We start from the raw sequence: 19,643 nt of genomic DNA, 5'->3' as shown, positions 1-19,643 counted from the left end.
GCAAAAGGAGCACGAATTTCCTTTTGGGGCCACCGTTTCATCTTCTCAATCCCCGAAGAAGTTGAAACAAACTACGATCAGACAGGTCTCCTGACTCATGCTTCATCCTACTCTAAACCCTTCCCATCTACGTACCTGCGTCAGCAAGTTGACATATACAGTGGTTTCTCTATTTCGTCAGCATTTACAGTTGCGGGGGCAGTTCCGGCATTCCACCGGATTCCCTATTAAGCCAAATGGCATCTAATCGAACGGCATACAATATGTAGTATTAAATGTTTGTACATGATTCAATATATAGGAGTTTTGCGGAAAATACAATCAATTTTTTAAAAAATCTTTCTTTCATGTTAGATAAAAATGGTAGAAATGGTTAGGAGCCTATGTTTCAGAGCCCATTCCCTTCTCAATAAAAACAGCTGCCATCTCCTTGGCAGCTGTCTACTCTATTAAACTAGCTTACTTTTCGGTTCGATCTGGATGGGGCGGATTCCCCTTTAGATGTCCATTTCATTAGGAAATATACGGGGATTCCAACAATGAGTCCGCCCAATCCCCAGATGATTTGTTCAGAGGAGGCTTGAGTTACTAACCAAATGCTTACAATAATTGCGATGACCGGAATGACCGGGCCAAATGGCACTTTAAAGTTTCTTTCTAAATCAGGTCGTTTTTTCCGAAGAACAATAACGGCTAAAGCTGTCGGTACATATTGGGCAAATCGGGAAACAACACTGATGGCCGCCAGTTTAGCAAAACTTCCTGATAATGCTAACGGCAATGCAAAGGCAACAGTTAACAGAATTGCCCATGTCGGTGTGCCAAAACGACCTGTTTTGGCAATAAATTTAGGAATTAACCCGTCATTTGCCAAAGCTACAGCCGATCTTGGTGTAACAAAGGAGGAAGCAATATTAATTCCACCGATGGAGATCAACGTTCCCGCCATAATGATTGTTGCACCAACAGGTCCGATAAATTGTTTGGTTGCATCTGCCAATGGTGCGGTCGATGCGGCGAGATTCGGTCCAAGCGTTCCGACTGCAACGGTTTGAATCAATACATAGAAAGCGGAACAAATCAAGATAACCGTTAAAATGGCTTTCGGTATATTTTTTTCGGGATTTTTCATATCTTCTGCAGCGACAGCCAATGATTCAAACCCGGTGAATGCGTAAAAGATAAGCAATGCCGCTGCGCCAAAAGTGCCTGCTTCATATGTCCCATGTGGAAGAAGCGGCGTGAAGTTTCCGCCTTTTATAAAGAAAATTCCAATTGCCACAAAAATGAACAGCGGTACAAGCTTTGCAATCGTAATAATATTGTTTAATAGTTTTGATATACTGACACCAAGGTAGTTTACAATTCCCAACCCAACAATAATAATGGTGACAATGATGTTTTTGACGGACGGATCATTTGCCGGCGCCCATACGACTCCAAGGGAAGTAGCGAAGGCTACCGCCATTGCCGCCCAGGCAATTATACTAATGGCCCATTTCATAAAGCCGACCTCAAAGCCGATAAAGTCGCCAAACGCTTCTTTTGCGTATAGATAAGGGCCGCCATTCTTCTTAAACATACCGCCTGCTTCAGCAAAACTGAGCGTTAAGCTGATCACAAGCAATGCATCGAATAAAATGACGCCAATACTTAAAGGCCCGATTAAAGAGGCCGCCTTATTCGGCAATAAGAAAATGCCGGAACCAATGATTCCGTTGATGCCTAACAGAACAATGCTCCAAAAACCTAATTTCCCTTTATTTTGCTGCATCCAAATTTCCCCTTTCTATATATAGTGAATCTTCTGAAAATAATAACGGCAAATTATTATATCAAAATATTATTCTAGATTGCTTTTCTAAGTATAATACGAATTGTTTCTAAATTCCATAATATTTGACAAATTTTTGTTTTTATTATTATCTTTTACTAGGATACTAATTAGGAGACTGATTTGGGAGGCGTAGAGGTTATGATGATCGAGTTACTTAAAAGCTTACTTTCGATTGATAGCTCGACGAAGGAAGGGGCAAATCGGGCTGTTGATTTTTGTGAAAAGTGGCTGTTGGAACGCAATTTGCCTGTGAAAAAATTAACGAACAACGGTTATAACATGCTGGTATGCGAGATCGGCAGCGGGGAACGTACAATTATTTTTAATGGTCATGTTGATGTTGTAAGCGGAAAGGCTGAATTGTTTCGTCCAAAAGAAAAGGATGGCAGGCTGTACGGCCGTGGGGCAGCAGATATGAAGGCCGGGGTTGCAGCCATGATGGCCGCAATGGCTGAATTAAAAAATCGTGATTTGAAAACAAAGGTACAGCTTCAAATTGTTTCGGATGAGGAAATTGGCGGATTCAATTGTGCCGGGTACTTAGCAGAACAAGGCTACCTTGGTGATTTTGTCATTTGTGCTGAACCGACACAACTGGGAATCGGCCTTCAGGCGAAAGGAATCATGCATGTCGATATTGAGATTCAAGGGAAATCGGCGCATGGAAGCAGGCCGTGGGAAGGAGTCAATGCAATTGAAAAGGCATACCAAACCCACGAAAACATTTTAAAACTACCGTTTGTCGGTGAAAGTTCGGAGTTTTATTCATCCCCTTCCATTAATTTGGCGATGATCCAAGGCGGAGATGCCTATAACAAAGTGCCGGAAAAGTGTATTCTGGCCTATGATATCCGATATTTGCCAACGCAAACGAAGGAGGAAATCCGCAAGCAAATTGAAAAGGCGACAGATGGAAAGGTGACCGTCGGTATGTCAGGGGAACCCGTCCGCACTGAGCCCGATGATTCGTATATCACTGCTTTGATCCCAGTGATTGAAAAGATAACAAATAAGGAGGCCGCTATTTTTGGCCAGCACGGATCAGCAGATACCCGCTTTTTCTCCGCCTATGGCATCCCGGCAATCGAATTTGGCCCAAGTGGAGCGAACTGGCATGGGGATGAGGAATATGTTGTCATCGAGTCGATTGATCAATATCAACAAATGCTAGTAGCGTACGCTCTAGGCTTTTAAAAAAACGAACTGTGCTAGGACATTCTCCTTTTTCTTTAACCTGAATATGCTGACTCTGACGAAAAAAGATCATTGGAGGTATGGAGATGTCTGAAGAAGAAAGAAAATTATTGGCCTGGCATGAAACGCTAGAAATTCATGAATTGGTCGCTTTTCAATCCGTCGGTTTGATTAAACTAAAAATGGCTGTAAATAAAGTGAATGATAAAGAATTGAAAGATCTCTACAGAAAGGTAATCAATGAGCTCAAGCAAAATGTTACAGAGCTGATCTCTTTTTATTCGTCTGTCCCCGCACCTGTTCAGCGGGAAGAGGAGTCTGAAAGAGAAGATCATAGCTTTTACGCCGCAGATTTATTGACTCTTTTAAAAACATCCGTCCGGAATTATTCTGTTGCAATTACAGAAACGGCAACCCCTGTTTTACGAAAAACGCTGATCAATCATTTAGTAAGAGCGATCAATGGGCATGAACAAATTTTCAGGTATATGCTGAAAAACGGATACTATCCGGCATATGATTTAGGCCAAATGTTGGAAAATGACTTAAAAAACGCCCACAAAGCATTGAGAATGTAAAGAACAAAGCCAATCACTTGATTGGCTTTGTTCTACTATCAGAATTTAGATCTTAACATATCTCTTGACCGTTAAAAGGAAAAAACGGGTTGATAAGCCATTTATCGCCATAAAGATACCAACAAAAATGAGAAAATACGAGGTACTCGGGGTGGGATTCGTTTATGGCTGATTAGAGCGGAACGCACCGACTCCTCGAAAATTAGCGTTACAGGCAAGCCCCCGCAGGACTTTGAAAAAGCTTCCTGAAATACCATTGAACGAAGGAAATTCGGATGCATTTTTGAGTCCAACTCTCCTATTTATCAGGGTAAATGGTCACCAGAGGCTTCCCGAATGCCCGCTTCTTCTGTTTTTTGGGTCGAACCGGTCATTACAAGCTTCCCAAATGCCCGCTTCTTCTGTTTATTGGGTCAGAATGGTCATTACTAGCTTTTCGAATGCCCGCTTCTTCTGTTTTTTGGGTCGAACCGGTCATTACTAGCTTTCCTGATGCCCAATTCTCGAATTTTTCAGGGTAAAACGGGCACTTGAGGCTCACCCGCATGCCCCCCGGAAAGCGAGTGCCTGGGGCGGAAATCAACAGACTCCGTTTAGCCGCCAAACTAAAAAGAGCCGGGCTGGTTTTTGCCCGGCGTTTCTTACGTTTTACTGAATCCTTACACTCTGACCTTCCACAACGACTTTTTCATTTTCGCTTAAGTTTGTAAAGACAACAGGCGTGATGATGGACGGAACTTTGTCTTTAATCGAATCAAAATCAGCTTCAAGCAATTTTTGCCCTTTTTTCACCTTTTGGCCATCTTTCACAAAAGCCGTAAAGCCTTCGCCACCCAAATTTACCGTATCAAGGCCAACATGGATTAAAATTTCCCTTCCATTTTGAGCCTTAAGGCTGACAGCATGCTTGGTTGGAAAAACGCTGATCACTTCACCATCAACCGGAGATACAATGGTTCCATTTGTCGGCTGGATTGCAAAGCCATCACCCATCATTTTTTGCGAAAAGACGGGATCCGGAACAGCTTCAATCGCGACGATTTGGCCTTCTAACGGCATCATGATAGATGAATCATTTTCAACTTCCTTCTTCTTGAAAAAATTAAACATATTTTAAAAACCACCTTTTTTATCCTTGGAAACCGGTTCCATTCATTGATATAATGATAGTAACTCACCAAATTATTTTAATAATATCTTGCCAAGAAATCAATGGCAATTCAATGAAAACTCTTTCGAGCAAAAAAAATTCATCTTATACTTAAGATACCCATGAACCTCCTGGTTAATCCAACAAACGGTTCTTTGTAGAAAAATTCGAATGTGTATAGAAGAATGAGGATCCGAGTATGATAAAAACAATTTCCGACATTGCCCAATTATCGGGTGTTGCCAAGAGCACGGTTTCGCGCTACCTCAATGGCGGTTCTGTCGGCGAGGCCACGAAAAAAAAGATTGAGCGTGTCATTAAAGAAACAGGCTATATCCCAAATACTTTTGCCCAAAGCTTAAAAGCAAAAAAGCCAACTATTATTGGAACGATTGTCCCGCGTCTTGATTCGTTTGCAACATCGCAAACATTGATTGGCATTGATGAGCAATTAAGAGAGCTCAACTACCAAATGCTCATTTCCAATACTAGCCAAGATTTGGAGCGGGAAATTGAAAATATCTATAGCATGGCAAGGCAAAAGGTGGCTGGGATTATTTTGCTTGCAACACAAATAACCGATGCCCATTTAGAAGCATTTGAACAGCTGCAAATCCCTGTATTGCTTGTCGGCCAGCAGCACGAGGATGTTTTTAGTGTCATTCACAACGATTATGATGCCGCCTATGAATTGGGAAGATATATCCTTGCCAACGGCCACCGCAAAATTGCTTTTTTAGGCGTAACGGAAAAGGATATTGCCGTGGGGGTAAGGCGAAAGGAAGGGTTTAAACGGGCGCTTGAAGAAGTGGATGATTGTGAAGTAAAATTTTACGAGACAAGCTTTAAAATTGATGAAGCGATCGAAAAGGTGCCTTCGATCATTGATGAATTTCATCCTACAGTTTTAGTCTGTGCAACCGACAATATTGCCCTTGGTGCGATCAAAGCTACTCATTTAAAAGGAATCAAGGTGCCGGCCGATTTATCGATTACCGGGTTTGGCGGCTACGATGTTACCGAAATCATTCACCCCAGTTTAACAACCGTGAAATTTTTTTACGCGGATGCGGGAAAGATTGCGGCGCAAAGTATGGTGAAACTGCTTAATGGCCAAACCATCGCTCCGGTCATTCTATCAAAGTATAAAATTACGAAACGGGAAAGCGTTGACAATATAGTTGCTCGTGGTTTATAATGCAAGTGGAATCGGTTCCACTTTTCTTTTGAATCAATTGGAACCGGTTCCTAAAACCAAGCTATTTTTAATAGAGAGTTTTTAACGATTTGTTTGGAACCGGTACCATATAGCATGAAGGTCAAATTAAAAAGGAGAATGAAGATGAATTACAAAGAAAGTGCACAAGCCATTTTAGAGGCGATTGGCGGAAAAGAAAACGTTTCAGCTGCTGCACATTGTGCAACGCGACTTCGGTTGGTTTTACATGATGAAGATCAAATTGATCAAGCTGCATTAGATAATATGGAACTTGTCAAAGGAACTTTTTCAACAGGAGGACAATTTCAAATTATTTTAGGTTCTGGCATTGTCAATGAAGTATACAAACAATTTATACAGCTTGTCGGAATTAACGAAATGTCGACAAGTGAAGTTAAAAGTGCCAGTGCGAAAAAACAAAATCCGCTTTTGCAGCTTGTTAAATTGCTTTCTGATATTTTTGTCCCGATTATTCCAGCCATCGTTGCCGGCGGTCTATTGATGGGTCTGAACAACTTGCTAACAGCAAAAGATCTATTTATTGCCGGAAAATCATTGATTGACGCAAACCCTGGAATTGCTGACTTAGCAGCGATGATTAATACATTTGCCAACGCGGCCTTTGTCTTCTTGCCGGTGCTGATCGGTTTTTCCGCAACGAAGCGGTTTGGCGGAAACCCATTTTTAGGGGCTGCACTCGGTATGATTATGGTTCACCCTGATTTGTTAAATGCCTATGGCTATGGTGCGGCATTAGTCGAACACAAGGTACCTGTATGGAATATTCTTGGCTTTTCGATTGAAAAGGTTGGCTATCAAGGAACGGTTCTTCCTGTTCTAGCATCTTCTTTCATTCTAGCAAAAATTGAAATTGGGTTGCGGAAAATTACGCCATCTGCCTTGGATAATTTATTAACACCATTGCTATCGATTCTCGTAACAGCCGCACTTACGTTCACGATTGTGGGTCCGATTACAAGAAGTGCCGGGAACCTTTTCACAGATGGAATCGTTTGGCTTTACAACACAACTGGATTTGTTGGCGGCGGAATCTTTGGTTTCTTCTATGCGCCAATTGTTATTACCGGTATGCATCAAAGCTTTATTGCTGTTGAAACTCAATTAATCTCAGATATTGCTAAGACAGGAGGTTCATTCCTGTTCCCGATTGCAGCGATGTCCAATGTAGCGCAAGGTGCTGCAACTCTTGCTGTATTGTTGATTACGAAAGATAAAAAAATGAAGAGCCTTGCATCAGCATCCGGGATTTCCGCACTGTTAGGAATTACGGAGCCTGCCATGTTCGGTGTGAACTTAAAACTGCGGTATCCATTTTTTGGAGCGATCATTGGCGCCGGCATCGCTTCTGCCTTCATTACTTTCTTTAAGGTAAAGGCAGTTGCCTTAGGAGCGGCGGGTCTTCCGGGAATTATTTCCATTAAGCCGGGCGAGATCCTCTACTATGTTATTGGAATGGCTATCTCCATTGTGGTTGCTTTTACAATGACCCTTGTGTTAGCCAAAAGAAACGCAAAAAAAAATGCTGTTGAGGTAGAAAATAAAGCGGCATAATCGATCAAATTGAAAGGGGAATCAGTCGATTCTCCTTTATTCCGTAAAGGAGTTAGGCAACTATGATTTGGACAAAAGAGAAGCGTTACCGCCGGATTGAAGAGGCAAGTCAGGAAGAACTTTTAAAACTGCGGTCGGAAGTAAACGGGTGTAAGTGGCGGCAATCCTACCACATTCAGCCTGAAACGGGTCTTTTGAATGATCCGAATGGCTTTTCCTATTTTAACGGAGAGTATCATTTGTTTTATCAATGGTTCCCGCTAGGGCCTGTACACGGTTTAAAGTACTGGTACCATACGAAATCAAAAGACCTTGTTCATTGGGAAAATGTTGGCATCGGCATTGAACCAACCACTGCGTATGATAGTCATGGTGCCTATTCTGGAAGTGCGATTGAGCATGAAGGAAAATTGTATTTATTGTACACAGGCAACACGCGTGATGACAATTGGGTTAGACACCCGTTTCAATGTATGGCGATTATGGATCAATCGGGGGAAATTGTGAAGCTGGAACGGCCGGTTATTGACAGAGTCCCTGCAGGTTATACGGATCATTTTCGCGATCCAAAAATCTGGAAAGAGGGCAATGAATTTTTTGCCGTGATTGGTGCCCAGCGGTTGAATGAAACAGGCTGTGTTGTGCTATATCGTTCAGAAGACTTGCTTCATTGGGCATTTGCCGGCGAAATCAGTACAAGTCTTGAAAATTTCGGCTACATGTGGGAATGTCCGGATTATTTCACATTGCAGGATAAAGGGGTCCTCATTTTTTCACCGCAAGGAATCGAGCCTAAGGGCGATCAATTTGAAAATATTTATCAATCTGGCTATGTACTTGGCAGTCAGCTCGTTCCGAACCAATTGTCGTTGTCGCACGGATCGTTTTACGAGCTTGATCGCGGGTTTGATTTTTATGCTCCCCAAACAATGGTGAATCCGGATGGCCGGCGGATTTTAGTCGGATGGATGGGACTTCCGGAAATTGAATACCCTACCGATAAAAATGGCTGGGCCCATTGTTTGACATTGCCAAGGGAACTGTCGATTAAAGAGGGGAAATTGATCCAACAGCCGGTGAAAGAATTGCAAACATTGCGGGGACAGCAATATGAAGCGAATGCAGTTCTTGCCGATGAAAGTAGGGGGTTTGCCGGGTTTTCAGGAACTGCCTATGAGTTGATTGCGGAATTTGCAGATTTTGATGCAAGCAAATTTGGTATTGAGTTTCGAGTGGGAAAGGACGAGAAAACGGTGGTTCAGTATGATGCTGTTCAGAAAAAGGTCATTCTGGATCGGACGAATTCTGGAGAAGTGGTTGGAGAGGATTACGGAACGGTTCGCAAATGTTCACTTGATGCGCCAGTAATCAAATTCCATTTGTTTGTCGATGTTTCTTCAGTCGAGATTTTTATCAATGACGGCGAAGAAGTATTTACGAGCCGTATTTTTCCAAAAGAAGACAGCCATGGAATTCGTTTTTTTGCAACAGGTGGAAAGGCGAATCTGTGTGCGGTAAAATTTGAAGTGTAAAGAAGGCAACAGTCTCCTTTTATGGAGGCCGTTGCCTTTTTTTGATGAAGGCGGAATTCCGTGGGATGTAGGCGGAAAAAAGGGAAATGAAGGCGGAATTCCGCATAAGCAAGGCGAGAAAAAGCATAAAAACGGCGGAATCCGCCTCATTCACGTCGAAAATAAGGTTCTAAATAAACCGACAAAGCTAATATGATTTACTAATCTCCATTTTTAAGACAGACTATTCACTGAAATAAAGGGGCTATGTTATGCATAGGGATCGTATTTTTAAAATGGAAGGAACAAACTTTCCTGGCGCCACGTATTCGGAAGTTGTTTTAGCACCGGCTTATGAAAATGCAAAGCATGTGCTGCTTGAGCCGATGATTGCCATCCATAAAGCCCATCTGATTATGCTGGTTGAACAATCCCTTCTTTCCGAAAAAGAAGCAGCCAGAATTATGGAAGGGATCCGTTCATTGGACATCCAGGCAATTAAAGAGTCCACCTACACCGGCCAATACGAGGATCTGTTCTTTTTGGTTGAAAGCAAGATCATTGAGATTGCGGGTGAAGCAGGGGGGAGCTTGCATCTTGCGCGGAGCCGGAATGATATGGGAGTCGCGATGTATCGAATGGTGCTTCGCCGCAAGCTCCAAAAGGCGTTAAAATCGGTACTTGCTTTTCAAGAAACACTACTGGACACAGCTGAAACATACAAGGATACAGTTGTTTTAGGCCATACCCATACACAACAGGCGCAGCCAATGGCTTTTTCACATTATGTGCTCGGAATGTACGATGTGGTCCACCGTGACATTAAAAGACTAAAAGCGGCCTATGAAACTTGCAATACCAGTCCCCTTGGCGCAGCAGCATTAACAACAACCGGATTTCCAATTAATCGCTTGCGGGTAGCTGAGCTTTTAGGCTTTTCCGGCTTGGTGAAAAATGCTTACGACGCGATCGCTGGCGCCGATTATTTGGGTGAAATGGCTGCGGCCATGCAATTGGCGTTTATCAACCTTGGTCGCTTTTCCCAAGATCTGCTTTTATGGAGCACGCAAGAATTTTCAGCGGTAAGAATTGCGGATCCATTTGTGCAAACAAGCTCCATCATGCCGCAAAAGCGCAACCCGGTATCGCTGGAACATATCCGGGCATTGGGCTCAAGCGGTGCAGGAAATGCGCAAACTGTTTTGCAAATGCTGCATAATACGCCGTATGGGGATATCAACGATACAGAGGATGATCTGCAGCCGTATTTATGGAAAGGATTAAGGCTGATTGATCAAATTTTTCGCTTAACAAGTGCGGTTGTTGGAACGCTGGAAGTCAATGAAGAAATGTTGAAAAAAAGGGCGAGAGAAAGCTTCGCCTCTGTAACGGAATTGGCGGATACCCTGTTCCGGGAAACACATATTCCTTTCCGAACCGCCCATGCCATTACAAGCAAAGTGGTGAAATTGGCAATAGCCAAAGGGTTGACAGCTGACCAAATCACAACGGCACTTGTCGATGAAGCAGCAGAGTCGATAATTGGCAAACGTTTACATGTATCCGCAGAAGTCATCCGGACAGCAATGGATCCAGAACATTTTATTGAAATTCGCTCGCTTCCCGGAGGCACGGCGCCGAAGGAAATTGAACGGGGAATCGCTGAACGAAAGAAATCCCTAAGAGAAACCATTCATCAATTGGAAAATGAAATCCATCGCGTCAATGACTGTGTGGGACAGCTTGACATACTAACGCAAACATGGGAACGGGATCAATAAAGAGAAAACCAGCCAATTTTTAAAGGGGGAATTTTACATGAAAAAGAGATTTTTCAGTATCTTTATCGTGGTGATGGTCATCAGCATTACTGCGCTTGCCGGGTGCAGCAGCAACAGCAAATCGTCAAGTACAAATTCAAACGTTACAACCATCACCTATTGGCAATACACGTTCCCGGCAAAGGTAACGGAAATCAAGAGTCTCATTAAAAAATTTGAAGCAGAGAATCCGAATATCAAAGTTGTTGCCCAAGACTTTCCATATGATCAATACAACCAAAAAGTTTCCGCGGCGATGCATGCCGGCAAAGGACCAGATATACTCAATCTCTATTACGGCTGGCTTTCGCAATATGTGAAACAAGGGTACTTGCAGCCGATTCCGCAAGACTTCATGAGCACGGCTGAGATTGAAAAAAAATACATTCCGATGATCCAGGCATCAAAAATTGACGGGAAATATTATACTCTGCCAATTGCCGTTCGCTCCCTTGCCCTTTTCTGGAACAAGGACTTATTTAAAGAAGCGGGACTTGATCCCAACACACCGCCGAAAACATGGGATGAGCTGATCCAGGATGCGAAGAAAATAACAAAAAGAAAAGCGAATGGAAAACTGGAACAGGAAGGCTTTGCCTGGGATGTTAATGGCCAAGGCTATCATGCGTTTGAAGAGGTTTTGCTTAGACAATGGGGCGTAGAGCCGTTTAGTCCGGATGGGAAAAGGGTTTTGTGGAACTCTTCATCAAAAGGCCTTGAAGCGTTCACCTATTGGGTGAACATGACGAAGAAGGAGAAAATTGGCGAGCCGACGTTCCTTCAAGAGTACAATACAGCCTTTAAGGCAGGAAAAGCAGGAATGATGATTGATGGTTCCTTTGACATTGCTGCCGTAAAGGATGCTGCTAAGTTTAATTGGGGTGTGACAACTCTTCCGGTCAAAGAACCAGGCGGTTTAGAATCCAACTTTGGCTCCTATTGGACCAACGGGATTGCCAAAGGGGTTCAAGGAGAAAAACTGAAAGCGGCCGAGAAGTTTCTAAAATTCCTCACTTCGGAAGAAACGCAAAAAGACTGGCTGAAAAATGTCGGCGAATTGCCTGCGGATGCTTCTTTTGCAGCCGATCAATCGATCAGCAAGGATCCAATTTACGGTCCATTTGTTCAAGGTTTAAAGAGTGCCCATGCGACCTTCTTTGTTGATGAACCAAAGGAACGCGACTCCATGTCCGCGCATATCGATAAAATTTTACTAAGCAATGAGCCAATTGATCAAACCTTTGAAAACCTTGTGAAAGAACAGCAAAAAATACGGGATGCTTATTTTAAAAATCAGTAATGGAACTTTCGGGCGGTGTACTTAGTAGACCGCCCCTTTTTTAAAGGCAGGAAAGGAGGCTTTATTTATTGGAACATTCAACTGTATTTGGGCAAAAAAGAAGCCCTATCAAGCTGAAAACAAGGAGAACGCTCGTTGCCTATACGTTTTTAACCGTTCCCCTGTTATTTTTTCTCACGATCCGAATTTATCCAACTCTATACGCTTTTTCAATGTCCTTTTCACCGCAAAATGGTTCGGGTTTTACGCTTGAAAACTATCAGCAATTATTTAACGATCAAGTTTTTTGGAAATCAGTGTGGAACACGGCAAAATACGTTATCATTACGGTGCCATTGCAAATGGCGTTTGGCTTGCTGATTGCTCTGGCAATTGAACGCATCCATCATTTTCGCTGGTTCTATCGAATGGTTTACTTTTTGCCCTATATCACTTCAGTTGTTGCCGTCAGCTGGGTGTGGCGGCTGATGTTTGACCCAAATACCGGCTTCCTCAATGAATTTATTGGTTGGTTTGGCATTCCGCCGCAAAATTGGTTGTCCGATCCGAAGCTGGCGCTATTCTGTATCTCCGCCGTCATGATTTGGCAAACAATGGGTTTTAGCATGCTAATCTTTATGGCTGGCCTTCAATCGATTCCGAAACATTTTTATGAAGCCGCAAAAATAGACGGTGCAGGAAGATGGCAATTATTTTGGAAAATCACATTCCCTTTGCTCAATCCAACCATTGTCTTCCTGGCAGTCACAGGCGTCATCCAAGCATTGCAAACCTTCACGCAAATACAAAATCTCACAGCGAGCAGCGGAGCAAGTGCCGGGGGCCCGTTGAACAGTACGATTAGTGTCGTGATCTATATGTATAAAAATGCATTCCAGGACTTTAATATGGAGTATGCTTCAGCCGTTGCCGTTGTCTTATTTATCGTGATTTTATTGATTACGCTTTTGCAAATTAAAATTCTTAACAAAAACTATGAATATTAGGGGGTGGGAACAAGTTGAATAACCGGAAATTTAAAGGGCTGGAACTTTGTATTCATCTAGTTCTGATTGCTGGTGTAATGGTGGTGGCCTTCCCGTTTCTTTGGATGATTCTCTCATCGCTTAAAAGTTTGCCAGACTTTTATCGTTTTTCTTTTTGGCCGAAAAAAATTGATTTTTCAGCCTATCAATTTATTTTGCAGGAAACTGATTTTTTAAAATGGTATTGGAACAGTCTTCTCGTCGGTTTGATTGTGACGGTAAGCTGCTTAATTTTTAATTCGCTTGTTGGTTATACATTGGCAAAATATAAATTCCCGGGCGTTAAGATTATTTTTATTTTAATTTTAAGTACGCTGATGATCCCAACGGAAATGTTGGTGATTCCATGGTATGTGATGGGGACAAAGGTAAACTTGATTGACAGCTATTTGGGAATCATGTTCCCGGGACTGATTGAAGCGTTTGGGGTCTTTTTGATGAGGCAATTTATGTTGGGCATCCCCGATGATCTTCTTGATGCGGCAAGAATGGATGGCATGAGCGAGTTTAAAATCTGGTGGCGGATTGCGATTCCCCAAGTGAAACCAGCCTTGTCGGCGCTCGGGATCATAACGTTTTTAGGAAATTGGAATGCCTATCTGTGGCCGGTGATTGTTACCTCGACTGATAGTATGAGGACGCTTCCGGTCGGCATTTCTCTTTACGCAACGGGCGATAGCGGCGGCATCCAATGGAATACCATTATGGGGATGAGTACGCTGGCCGTTTTGCCCATGGTGATCGTCTTCCTCCTCTTCCAGCGGCAAATTGTTGAAGGAATCACGCTGACGGGAGTAAAGGGATGAGAAAGGTTGGGTTATGAATTGCAATCATGATGTGAGTTGGAGCGATCATGACGCGGCAAGGGTAAAGATTGCGAGTAACGCAGTTAGAAGGAGGTGGATTCCGCCTTTATTTTGTTTTTTCCGCCTTCGTGTTCCGGAATTCCGCCTTCGTTGCGGCTTTTTCCGCCTTCATGCTGAATAATTCCGCCAACACCCCCCAACTATGCAAAAAAAAGATAAAAAACTCCAGTCATTAACTGGAGTTTTGCCTTTCAATGATTTAACTAAGTTCTCAAAACGTTTCACGATGGATGGTTTTTCATTGATTTAAGTTAAGCACTACTTTAACACAGTCGTTTTTAGAAACTCCTTTGTGCGGTCTTCTTTTGGATTGTCAAAAAACTCCCCGGGACGACCTCTCTCAATTATTTTTCCCTCATTCATATAGACAATCCAGTCAGCGACCTCATGGGCAAACAATACCGATAAGAATGGAGACAACTGTTAATTTTAACGTTAAAAACATAGCGTCAATAAATACGCCTTTTGTATCTGTCAGCACTTTTGCAAAATGAGAAAAACTAGGCAATGTAACAACATCCTTTCTAGCATTCTATGTAGCCCGTTAATTCGGTTTTGTGGTGATATCTTCACCGAAATATATTTTACTAATCCGCGCAAGTGTCCCATTCTCACGAAGTTTTTCGAGCGCATTGTTACAATAGACGGGAAAATTGGTCAATAGGAGAGGTCCTATCAAACGTTTCCTACTTCTGTATGCCGTATCCGAAATTTGTCGGAAAAATTGATTTTCTTATTGACAAGTTTCGACAAAACCTACACAATAAGAAATGTCATAATTATTATAAAATTTACTATATTGCAATATGTGTAATAATTATATTATTTCGCAAATAACTGAATTATCAGGCGGGTGTAAAAGTGACGAACCAACCTATTTTACAATTCAAAGAGTTGAAAGTTTCGTTTCAATCTGGGAAAAAATATGCTCCGGCAGTTGATGGAATAAGTTTCGAATTAAATGAAGGAGAAATACTGGGAATTGTCGGTGAGTCCGGAAGTGGGAAAAGTGTTACCTCTTTAACCGCAATGGGGCTCATTCCGACACCGCCCGGCAAGATTGAAAAGGGAGAAATCCTTTTTGAAGGAAAGGATTTAACCAAACTATCGGAAAAGGAATTCAGGAAAATACGAGGTAATCAAATCTCGATGATTTTCCAGGAACCCATGACATCATTGAATCCGCTGTTTACAATTGGCAACCAGCTTATGGAGGCGATTATATTACATACAAAGCTTTCGAAAGCCGACGCAAAAGCCCGTAGCATAGAATTGCTGAAGCTAGTCGGGATTCCAAGGGCGGAAGGTATTTTACAAGAATATCCGCATCAGCTGTCTGGAGGAATGCGGCAACGCGTCATGATTGCGATGGCAATGGCATGTAATCCGAAAGTGCTGATTGCGGACGAGCCGACAACAGCCCTTGATGTAACGATTCAGGCACAAATCCTCACTTTAATGAAGGATCTCAATCAAAAAACAAATACATCGATCATTTTGATTACCCATGACCTAGGTGTAGTCGCGGAAATTTGTGATCGTGTTATTGTGATGTATTCGGGACAGGTAGTTGAGCAAGGGGACGTTCGAACGATCTTAAAGGATCCCCAGCACCCTTATACAAAAGGCCTGCTGAAATCTGTTCCTAATTTAACCGAGAAAAAAGAGCGGCTTTACAGCATTCCTGGAAGTGTACCGGCTCCAGGGACAATCCAAAAAGGATGCCGGTTTGCACCGCGCTGTGCTGAAGCATTGGCTATCTGCCATAATGAATCCCCTGATTTGCACACGACCAATAAAGACGGGCATGTTGCTCGTTGTTTCTTACATACAGTGAAAGAGGGGAGTGATCAGCATGTCGGAATTACTTCTTGAAGTCAAAGACCTCAAAAAATATTTTCCCATTACAGGAGGATTATTTGGCAATAAAAAAGGCGAAGTCAAAGCAGTGGACGATGTCTCCTTTTACGTCAAAAAAGGTGAAACATTAGGAATTGTAGGCGAAAGCGGCTGCGGAAAATCAACAACCGGAAGATTGCTCATGCGTCTCATCGAAGCGAGCGATGGCAAAATTATTTTTGAAGACAAAGAGATTACCCGAATGTCAAAATCGGAACTGCGTAGAACGCGAAGGGACATCCAAATGGTGTTCCAAGACCCGTACGCTTCGTTAAATCCAAGACATTCGATCGAACAGATTCTCGAAGAGCCGTTAATTGTTCACGGAATTGGTACGAAGGAAGAACGCAGGAAGCAAGTGCGGGAAATGCTTGAAGTAGTAGGTTTAAGCAGTTATCATGCCAAACGTTATCCCCACCAATTCAGCGGCGGACAACGGCAGCGGATTGGAATTGCGAAAGCATTAATGACAAGGCCAAAACTGATCATTGCGGACGAGCCCGTTTCGGCACTTGATGTTTCGATCCAGGCGCAAGTTCTGAATCTAATGAAAGATATTCAAAAAGAATTTGGTCTTACCTATATTTTTATCGCCCATGACTTAGGGGTTGTCCGCCACATCAGTGATCGCGTCGGCGTCATGTACTTAGGCAGATTAATTGAACTGGCTGACAGTGAAGAACTCTATGAAAATCCGAAACACCCGTATACCCAGGCACTTCTTTCCGCGGTGCCCATACCTGATCCGGACATAAAAAGGGAGAGAACGTTGATTCAAGGGGAACTTCCGAGTCCGGCCAATCCGCCGTCGGGCTGTGCATTCCACACGAGGTGCACAGAGTGTATGGATATTTGCAAAACGACAAGGCCTGAAGAACAATATCTTAACGGTCATTCTGTGGCATGCCACTTGTTCACCAAGTAAAATGCCCAATCATGATAAAAAATAAAAGAGAAAATGGGGGAAAACGTATGAAAAAAACCGTTAAATTGCTGGCATTTGCCATCCTGGCAATTAGCCTCGTTCTTGCGGGCTGCAGCCAGTCCAACAAGACGTCAAACAATGGCGCTTCAAATTCAAGCGGCACTTCAAAAAAAGATACGCTCGTATATGGCCGCGGAGGCGATTCTACTTCACTTGACCCAATTACCTCAACTGAAGGAGAAACGTTTAAGGTTACGAAAAATATTTTTGAAACGCTCGTTAACTATGGGGACCAGGATACAACGCTGCATCCAGGACTGGCTGAAAAATGGGATGTTTCGCCAGATAGCTTAACGTACACTTTCCATCTGCGTAAGGGCGTCAAATTCCAAGATGGAACAGACTTCAATGCAGATGCTGTCGTATTTAACTTTGATCGCTGGATGAACGGCGATGAGAAGCAATTCCCTTATTACACGATGTTTGGCGGCTATAAAAAAGATGAAGGACACGTCATTAAAGAAGTAAAAGCAGTCGATCCATATACAGTGCAGTTTGTCTTAAAACGGCCGCAGGCTCCATTCTTGAAAAACTTGGCCATGTCTGCGTTCGGAATTGCCAGCCCGGCAGCTGTGAAGAAATATGGTGATAAATTCCGAGAACACCCAGTGGGTACCGGTCCATTCAAGTTTGTTGAATGGAAACAAAATGACCGGATTACACTTGAGAAAAATCCTGATTATTGGCAAAAGGGTCTGCCAAAGTTAAACAAAGTCATTTTCCGTGTTATCCCTGAAAACACGGCTCGATTAAATGCTTTAGCCAATGGTGAAATCGATGTGATGGATGGACTGAACAATTCGGATGAAGCCACGGTCAAGTCGAATCCAAAACTTCAAGTCATCAAACGTCCATCAATGAATATCGGCTATCTAGGCTTTACTGTCACGCGTAAACCTTTTGATAACAAGCTCGTCCGTCAGGCATTAAACTATGCCGTTGACAAAAAAGCTATCATTCAAGCGTTCTACGGCGGTCAGGCAATTCCAGCGAAAAATCCAATGCCGCCTTCCATTGAAGGGTATGACGATGCCATTTCTGCTTATCCATATGACTTGGAAAAAGCAAAGCAGTTATTGGCACAAGCTGGCTATCCAAATGGATTCAGCATGGATTTGTGGGCAATGCCTGTAGCCCGTCCATATATGCCTGAAGGGATGAAGGTTGCCGAGGTCATTCAAGCAAGCTTTGCAAAAATCGGTGTGAAAGCGAATATCAAAACAGTTGACTGGGCTACTTATTTACAAAATGCCGGAAAAGGCCAATTTGATGCATATATGCTGGGCTGGACAGGTGATAACGGGGATCCAGACAACTTCCTCTATACATTGCTTGATAAAGACAGCATTGGGGCAAACAACTACTCTCAATATAGCAACAACCAATTACATGACATTTTAATTAAAGCACAGTCTGAAACAGATCAAACGAAACGTAATGATTTATACAAACAAGCTCAAGAAATCATTCATGATGATGCTCCATGGGTACCGCTTGTTCACTCAACACCGCTATTAGCAGCAGCGAAAGACGTAGCAAACTATTTGCCGCATCCAACTGGATCCGATCTATTGAGCAAAGTTGAATTTAAAAATTAACGTGTGAAGGGGAGGGGAAGTATCCCTCCCTTTTTCCACTTTAAAGATTCAGATTTTAAAAAAAGAGGTGAGCAGTTTGGTAACCTATTCAGTCCGCCGTGTGCTTGCGTTAATCCCTGTATTAATCGGTATGACGCTTGTCGTTTTTTCCATTATTCATGCGATTCCCGGAAATCCGGCTCAAGTCATTCTCGGGCAAAGGGCAACGAAAGAAGCAGTGGCAGCACTAACTCAACAATTAGGATTGGACAAGCCTTGGTACATACAATACTTTGAATATCTTAAAGCACTGCTTCATGGCGATTTAGGCATTTCCCTACGGACAAGGGGGCCGATTAACCAGGAGATTTGGCCGTACTTGGCAGCGACATTGGAATTAACGATGGTCGCGATGCTGATTGCAGTCGTCATCGGTGTGAATGCCGGGATCATCAGTGCCTGGTTTTCAAAATCGTGGTTTGATTATGTTGCAATGATTTTTGCACTTATTGGTGTGTCTATGCCGATTTTCTGGCTTGGTTTAATGGAACAATGGGCCTTTTCGATTCAATTGGGCTGGTTTCCTACAACAGGACGTGAGGACGTCCGGGATCCCGTATCGGCGATTACCAATCTTTATTTAATCGACACATTGCTGCAGGGAAGGTTTGATCAATTTACTGCGGTTATTCAGCATCTTGTGTTGCCAAGCTTCGCGCTTGCAACCATTCCAATGGCCATTATTGCAAGGATGACCCGTTCAACCATGCTTGAAGTGATGAAGTCGGATTATATCCGCACGGCAAGAGCAAAAGGACTAAGGATGTTCTGGGTGGTATACAAACATTCACTGAAAAACGCGATTATTCCCGTTTTGACGGTTATTGGCCTGCAAGTGGGTCTGTTATTGGGAGGAGCTATTTTAACAGAAACGATCTTTGGTTGGCCAGGAATCGGAAGATATTTATACGATGCAATCGGCTACCGTGATTATCCTGTTATTCAGTCAGGGATTTTGATTATTGCGGCTATCTTTGTACTGATCAACCTGATCGTCGACTTATTATATGTTGCGGTTGATCCGCGGATTAAATATACGAAATAGGAGGG

17 protein-coding genes, 1 pseudogene and 1 riboswitch are annotated in these 19,643 nt (G+C 42.9%); of the genes and pseudogenes, 14 read left to right on the top strand and 4 right to left on the bottom strand.

Annotated elements, in window-relative coordinates; genetic code table 11:
• Positions 1 to 63: 63 nt before the first annotated feature.
• Positions 64 to 262: riboswitch (cobalamin riboswitch) on the bottom strand.
• Between the two features lie 192 nt (positions 263 to 454).
• A complete protein-coding gene (locus tag ACQYAD_RS17910; protein ID WP_430240371.1) occupies positions 455 to 1,774 on the bottom strand; it encodes an APC family permease in 1,320 nt (439 codons plus the stop codon).
• A 201-nt stretch (positions 1,775 to 1,975) separates the two neighbouring features.
• Between ACQYAD_RS17910 and ACQYAD_RS17905 the strand changes: the two genes are divergently transcribed.
• Entirely contained in the window at positions 1,976 to 3,031 is a 1,056-nt protein-coding gene (locus ACQYAD_RS17905; RefSeq protein WP_430240368.1) for a M20 family metallopeptidase, read from the top strand.
• Positions 3,032 to 3,117: 86 nt separating this feature from the next.
• Positions 3,118 to 3,609, top strand: coding sequence for a spore coat protein (locus ACQYAD_RS17900; protein WP_430240365.1), 492 nt, complete (start codon positions 3,118 to 3,120; stop codon positions 3,607 to 3,609).
• A gap of 648 nt (positions 3,610 to 4,257) precedes the next feature.
• On the opposite strand, the gene ACQYAD_RS17895 is transcribed toward ACQYAD_RS17900, so the two are convergent.
• On the bottom strand, positions 4,258 to 4,719 hold the full coding sequence (locus ACQYAD_RS17895; protein ID WP_430240362.1) for a PTS sugar transporter subunit IIA: 462 nt from the start codon (positions 4,717 to 4,719) through the stop codon (positions 4,258 to 4,260).
• A 239-nt stretch (positions 4,720 to 4,958) separates the two neighbouring features.
• Between ACQYAD_RS17895 and ACQYAD_RS17890 the strand changes: the two genes are divergently transcribed.
• The 8 genes from ACQYAD_RS17890 (at position 4,959) to ACQYAD_RS17855 (ending at position 14,012) form a co-directional block, all read left to right on the top strand.
• Positions 4,959 to 5,957: a LacI family DNA-binding transcriptional regulator gene (locus ACQYAD_RS17890; RefSeq protein WP_430240359.1), complete on the top strand. Its 999-nt coding sequence runs from the start codon at positions 4,959 to 4,961 to the stop codon at positions 5,955 to 5,957.
• 144 nt (positions 5,958 to 6,101) lie between these two features.
• Positions 6,102 to 7,550, top strand: coding sequence for a sucrose-specific PTS transporter subunit IIBC (locus tag ACQYAD_RS17885; RefSeq protein ID WP_430240356.1), 1,449 nt, complete (start codon positions 6,102 to 6,104; stop codon positions 7,548 to 7,550).
• Positions 7,551 to 7,612: 62 nt separating this feature from the next.
• A complete protein-coding gene (locus ACQYAD_RS17880; protein ID WP_430240353.1) occupies positions 7,613 to 9,082 on the top strand; it encodes a glycoside hydrolase family 32 protein in 1,470 nt (489 codons plus the stop codon).
• Positions 9,083 to 9,113: 31 nt separating this feature from the next.
• Entirely contained in the window at positions 9,114 to 9,278 is a 165-nt protein-coding gene (locus tag ACQYAD_RS17875; RefSeq protein WP_430240350.1) for a hypothetical protein, read from the top strand.
• A 55-nt stretch (positions 9,279 to 9,333) separates the two neighbouring features.
• The gene (argH, locus tag ACQYAD_RS17870) at positions 9,334 to 10,842 is read left to right on the top strand and encodes an argininosuccinate lyase (RefSeq protein ID WP_430240347.1); all 1,509 of its coding nucleotides are present in this window, start codon (positions 9,334 to 9,336) and stop codon (positions 10,840 to 10,842) included.
• A gap of 37 nt (positions 10,843 to 10,879) precedes the next feature.
• Entirely contained in the window at positions 10,880 to 12,181 is a 1,302-nt protein-coding gene (locus ACQYAD_RS17865) for an extracellular solute-binding protein (RefSeq protein ID WP_430240344.1), read from the top strand.
• A gap of 68 nt (positions 12,182 to 12,249) precedes the next feature.
• A complete protein-coding gene (locus ACQYAD_RS17860; protein WP_430240341.1) occupies positions 12,250 to 13,167 on the top strand; it encodes a carbohydrate ABC transporter permease in 918 nt (305 codons plus the stop codon).
• Between the two features lie 14 nt (positions 13,168 to 13,181).
• Positions 13,182 to 14,012, top strand: a complete 831-nt coding sequence (locus tag ACQYAD_RS17855) for a carbohydrate ABC transporter permease (protein ID WP_430240338.1) — start codon at positions 13,182 to 13,184, stop codon at positions 14,010 to 14,012.
• 318 nt (positions 14,013 to 14,330) lie between these two features.
• Here ACQYAD_RS17855 and ACQYAD_RS17850 read toward each other — a convergent pair.
• Positions 14,331 to 14,468 (bottom strand): annotated as a pseudogene (locus tag ACQYAD_RS17850) (polar amino acid ABC transporter ATP-binding protein); the annotation flags it as partial.
• Positions 14,458 to 14,580 carry a hypothetical protein gene (locus ACQYAD_RS17845; protein WP_430240335.1) on the bottom strand — a complete coding sequence of 41 codons (123 nt, stop codon included), beginning with the start codon at positions 14,578 to 14,580 and terminating at the stop codon, positions 14,458 to 14,460. The pseudogene ACQYAD_RS17850 and the gene ACQYAD_RS17845, both read right to left, overlap by 11 nt.
• A gap of 353 nt (positions 14,581 to 14,933) precedes the next feature.
• Here ACQYAD_RS17845 and ACQYAD_RS17840 point away from each other — a divergent pair, with 353 nt between their 5' ends.
• The 4 genes from ACQYAD_RS17840 to ACQYAD_RS17825 all read left to right on the top strand — a co-directional run bounded on the left by ACQYAD_RS17840 (position 14,934) and on the right by ACQYAD_RS17825 (position 19,638).
• A complete protein-coding gene (locus ACQYAD_RS17840; RefSeq protein WP_430240333.1) occupies positions 14,934 to 15,947 on the top strand; it encodes an ABC transporter ATP-binding protein in 1,014 nt (337 codons plus the stop codon).
• The gene (locus ACQYAD_RS17835; protein WP_430240330.1) at positions 15,928 to 16,896 is read left to right on the top strand and encodes an ABC transporter ATP-binding protein; all 969 of its coding nucleotides are present in this window, start codon (positions 15,928 to 15,930) and stop codon (positions 16,894 to 16,896) included. The genes ACQYAD_RS17840 and ACQYAD_RS17835 overlap by 20 nt, the downstream gene beginning before the upstream one ends.
• 47 nt (positions 16,897 to 16,943) lie before the next feature.
• Positions 16,944 to 18,554: an ABC transporter substrate-binding protein gene (locus tag ACQYAD_RS17830; protein WP_430240327.1), complete on the top strand. Its 1,611-nt coding sequence runs from the start codon at positions 16,944 to 16,946 to the stop codon at positions 18,552 to 18,554.
• A gap of 76 nt (positions 18,555 to 18,630) precedes the next feature.
• Complete coding sequence (locus ACQYAD_RS17825) at positions 18,631 to 19,638, top strand: ABC transporter permease (protein ID WP_430240324.1); 1,008 nt, start codon at positions 18,631 to 18,633, stop codon at positions 19,636 to 19,638.
• Positions 19,639 to 19,643: the final 5 nt, after the last annotated feature.

Origin of the sequence: Neobacillus sp. SM06, from assembly GCF_050496765.1 — a bacterium.
GTDB lineage: Bacteria > Bacillota > Bacilli > Bacillales > Cytobacillaceae > JAEVLT01.
This window is presented reverse-complemented; position numbering and strand designations above follow the sequence as displayed.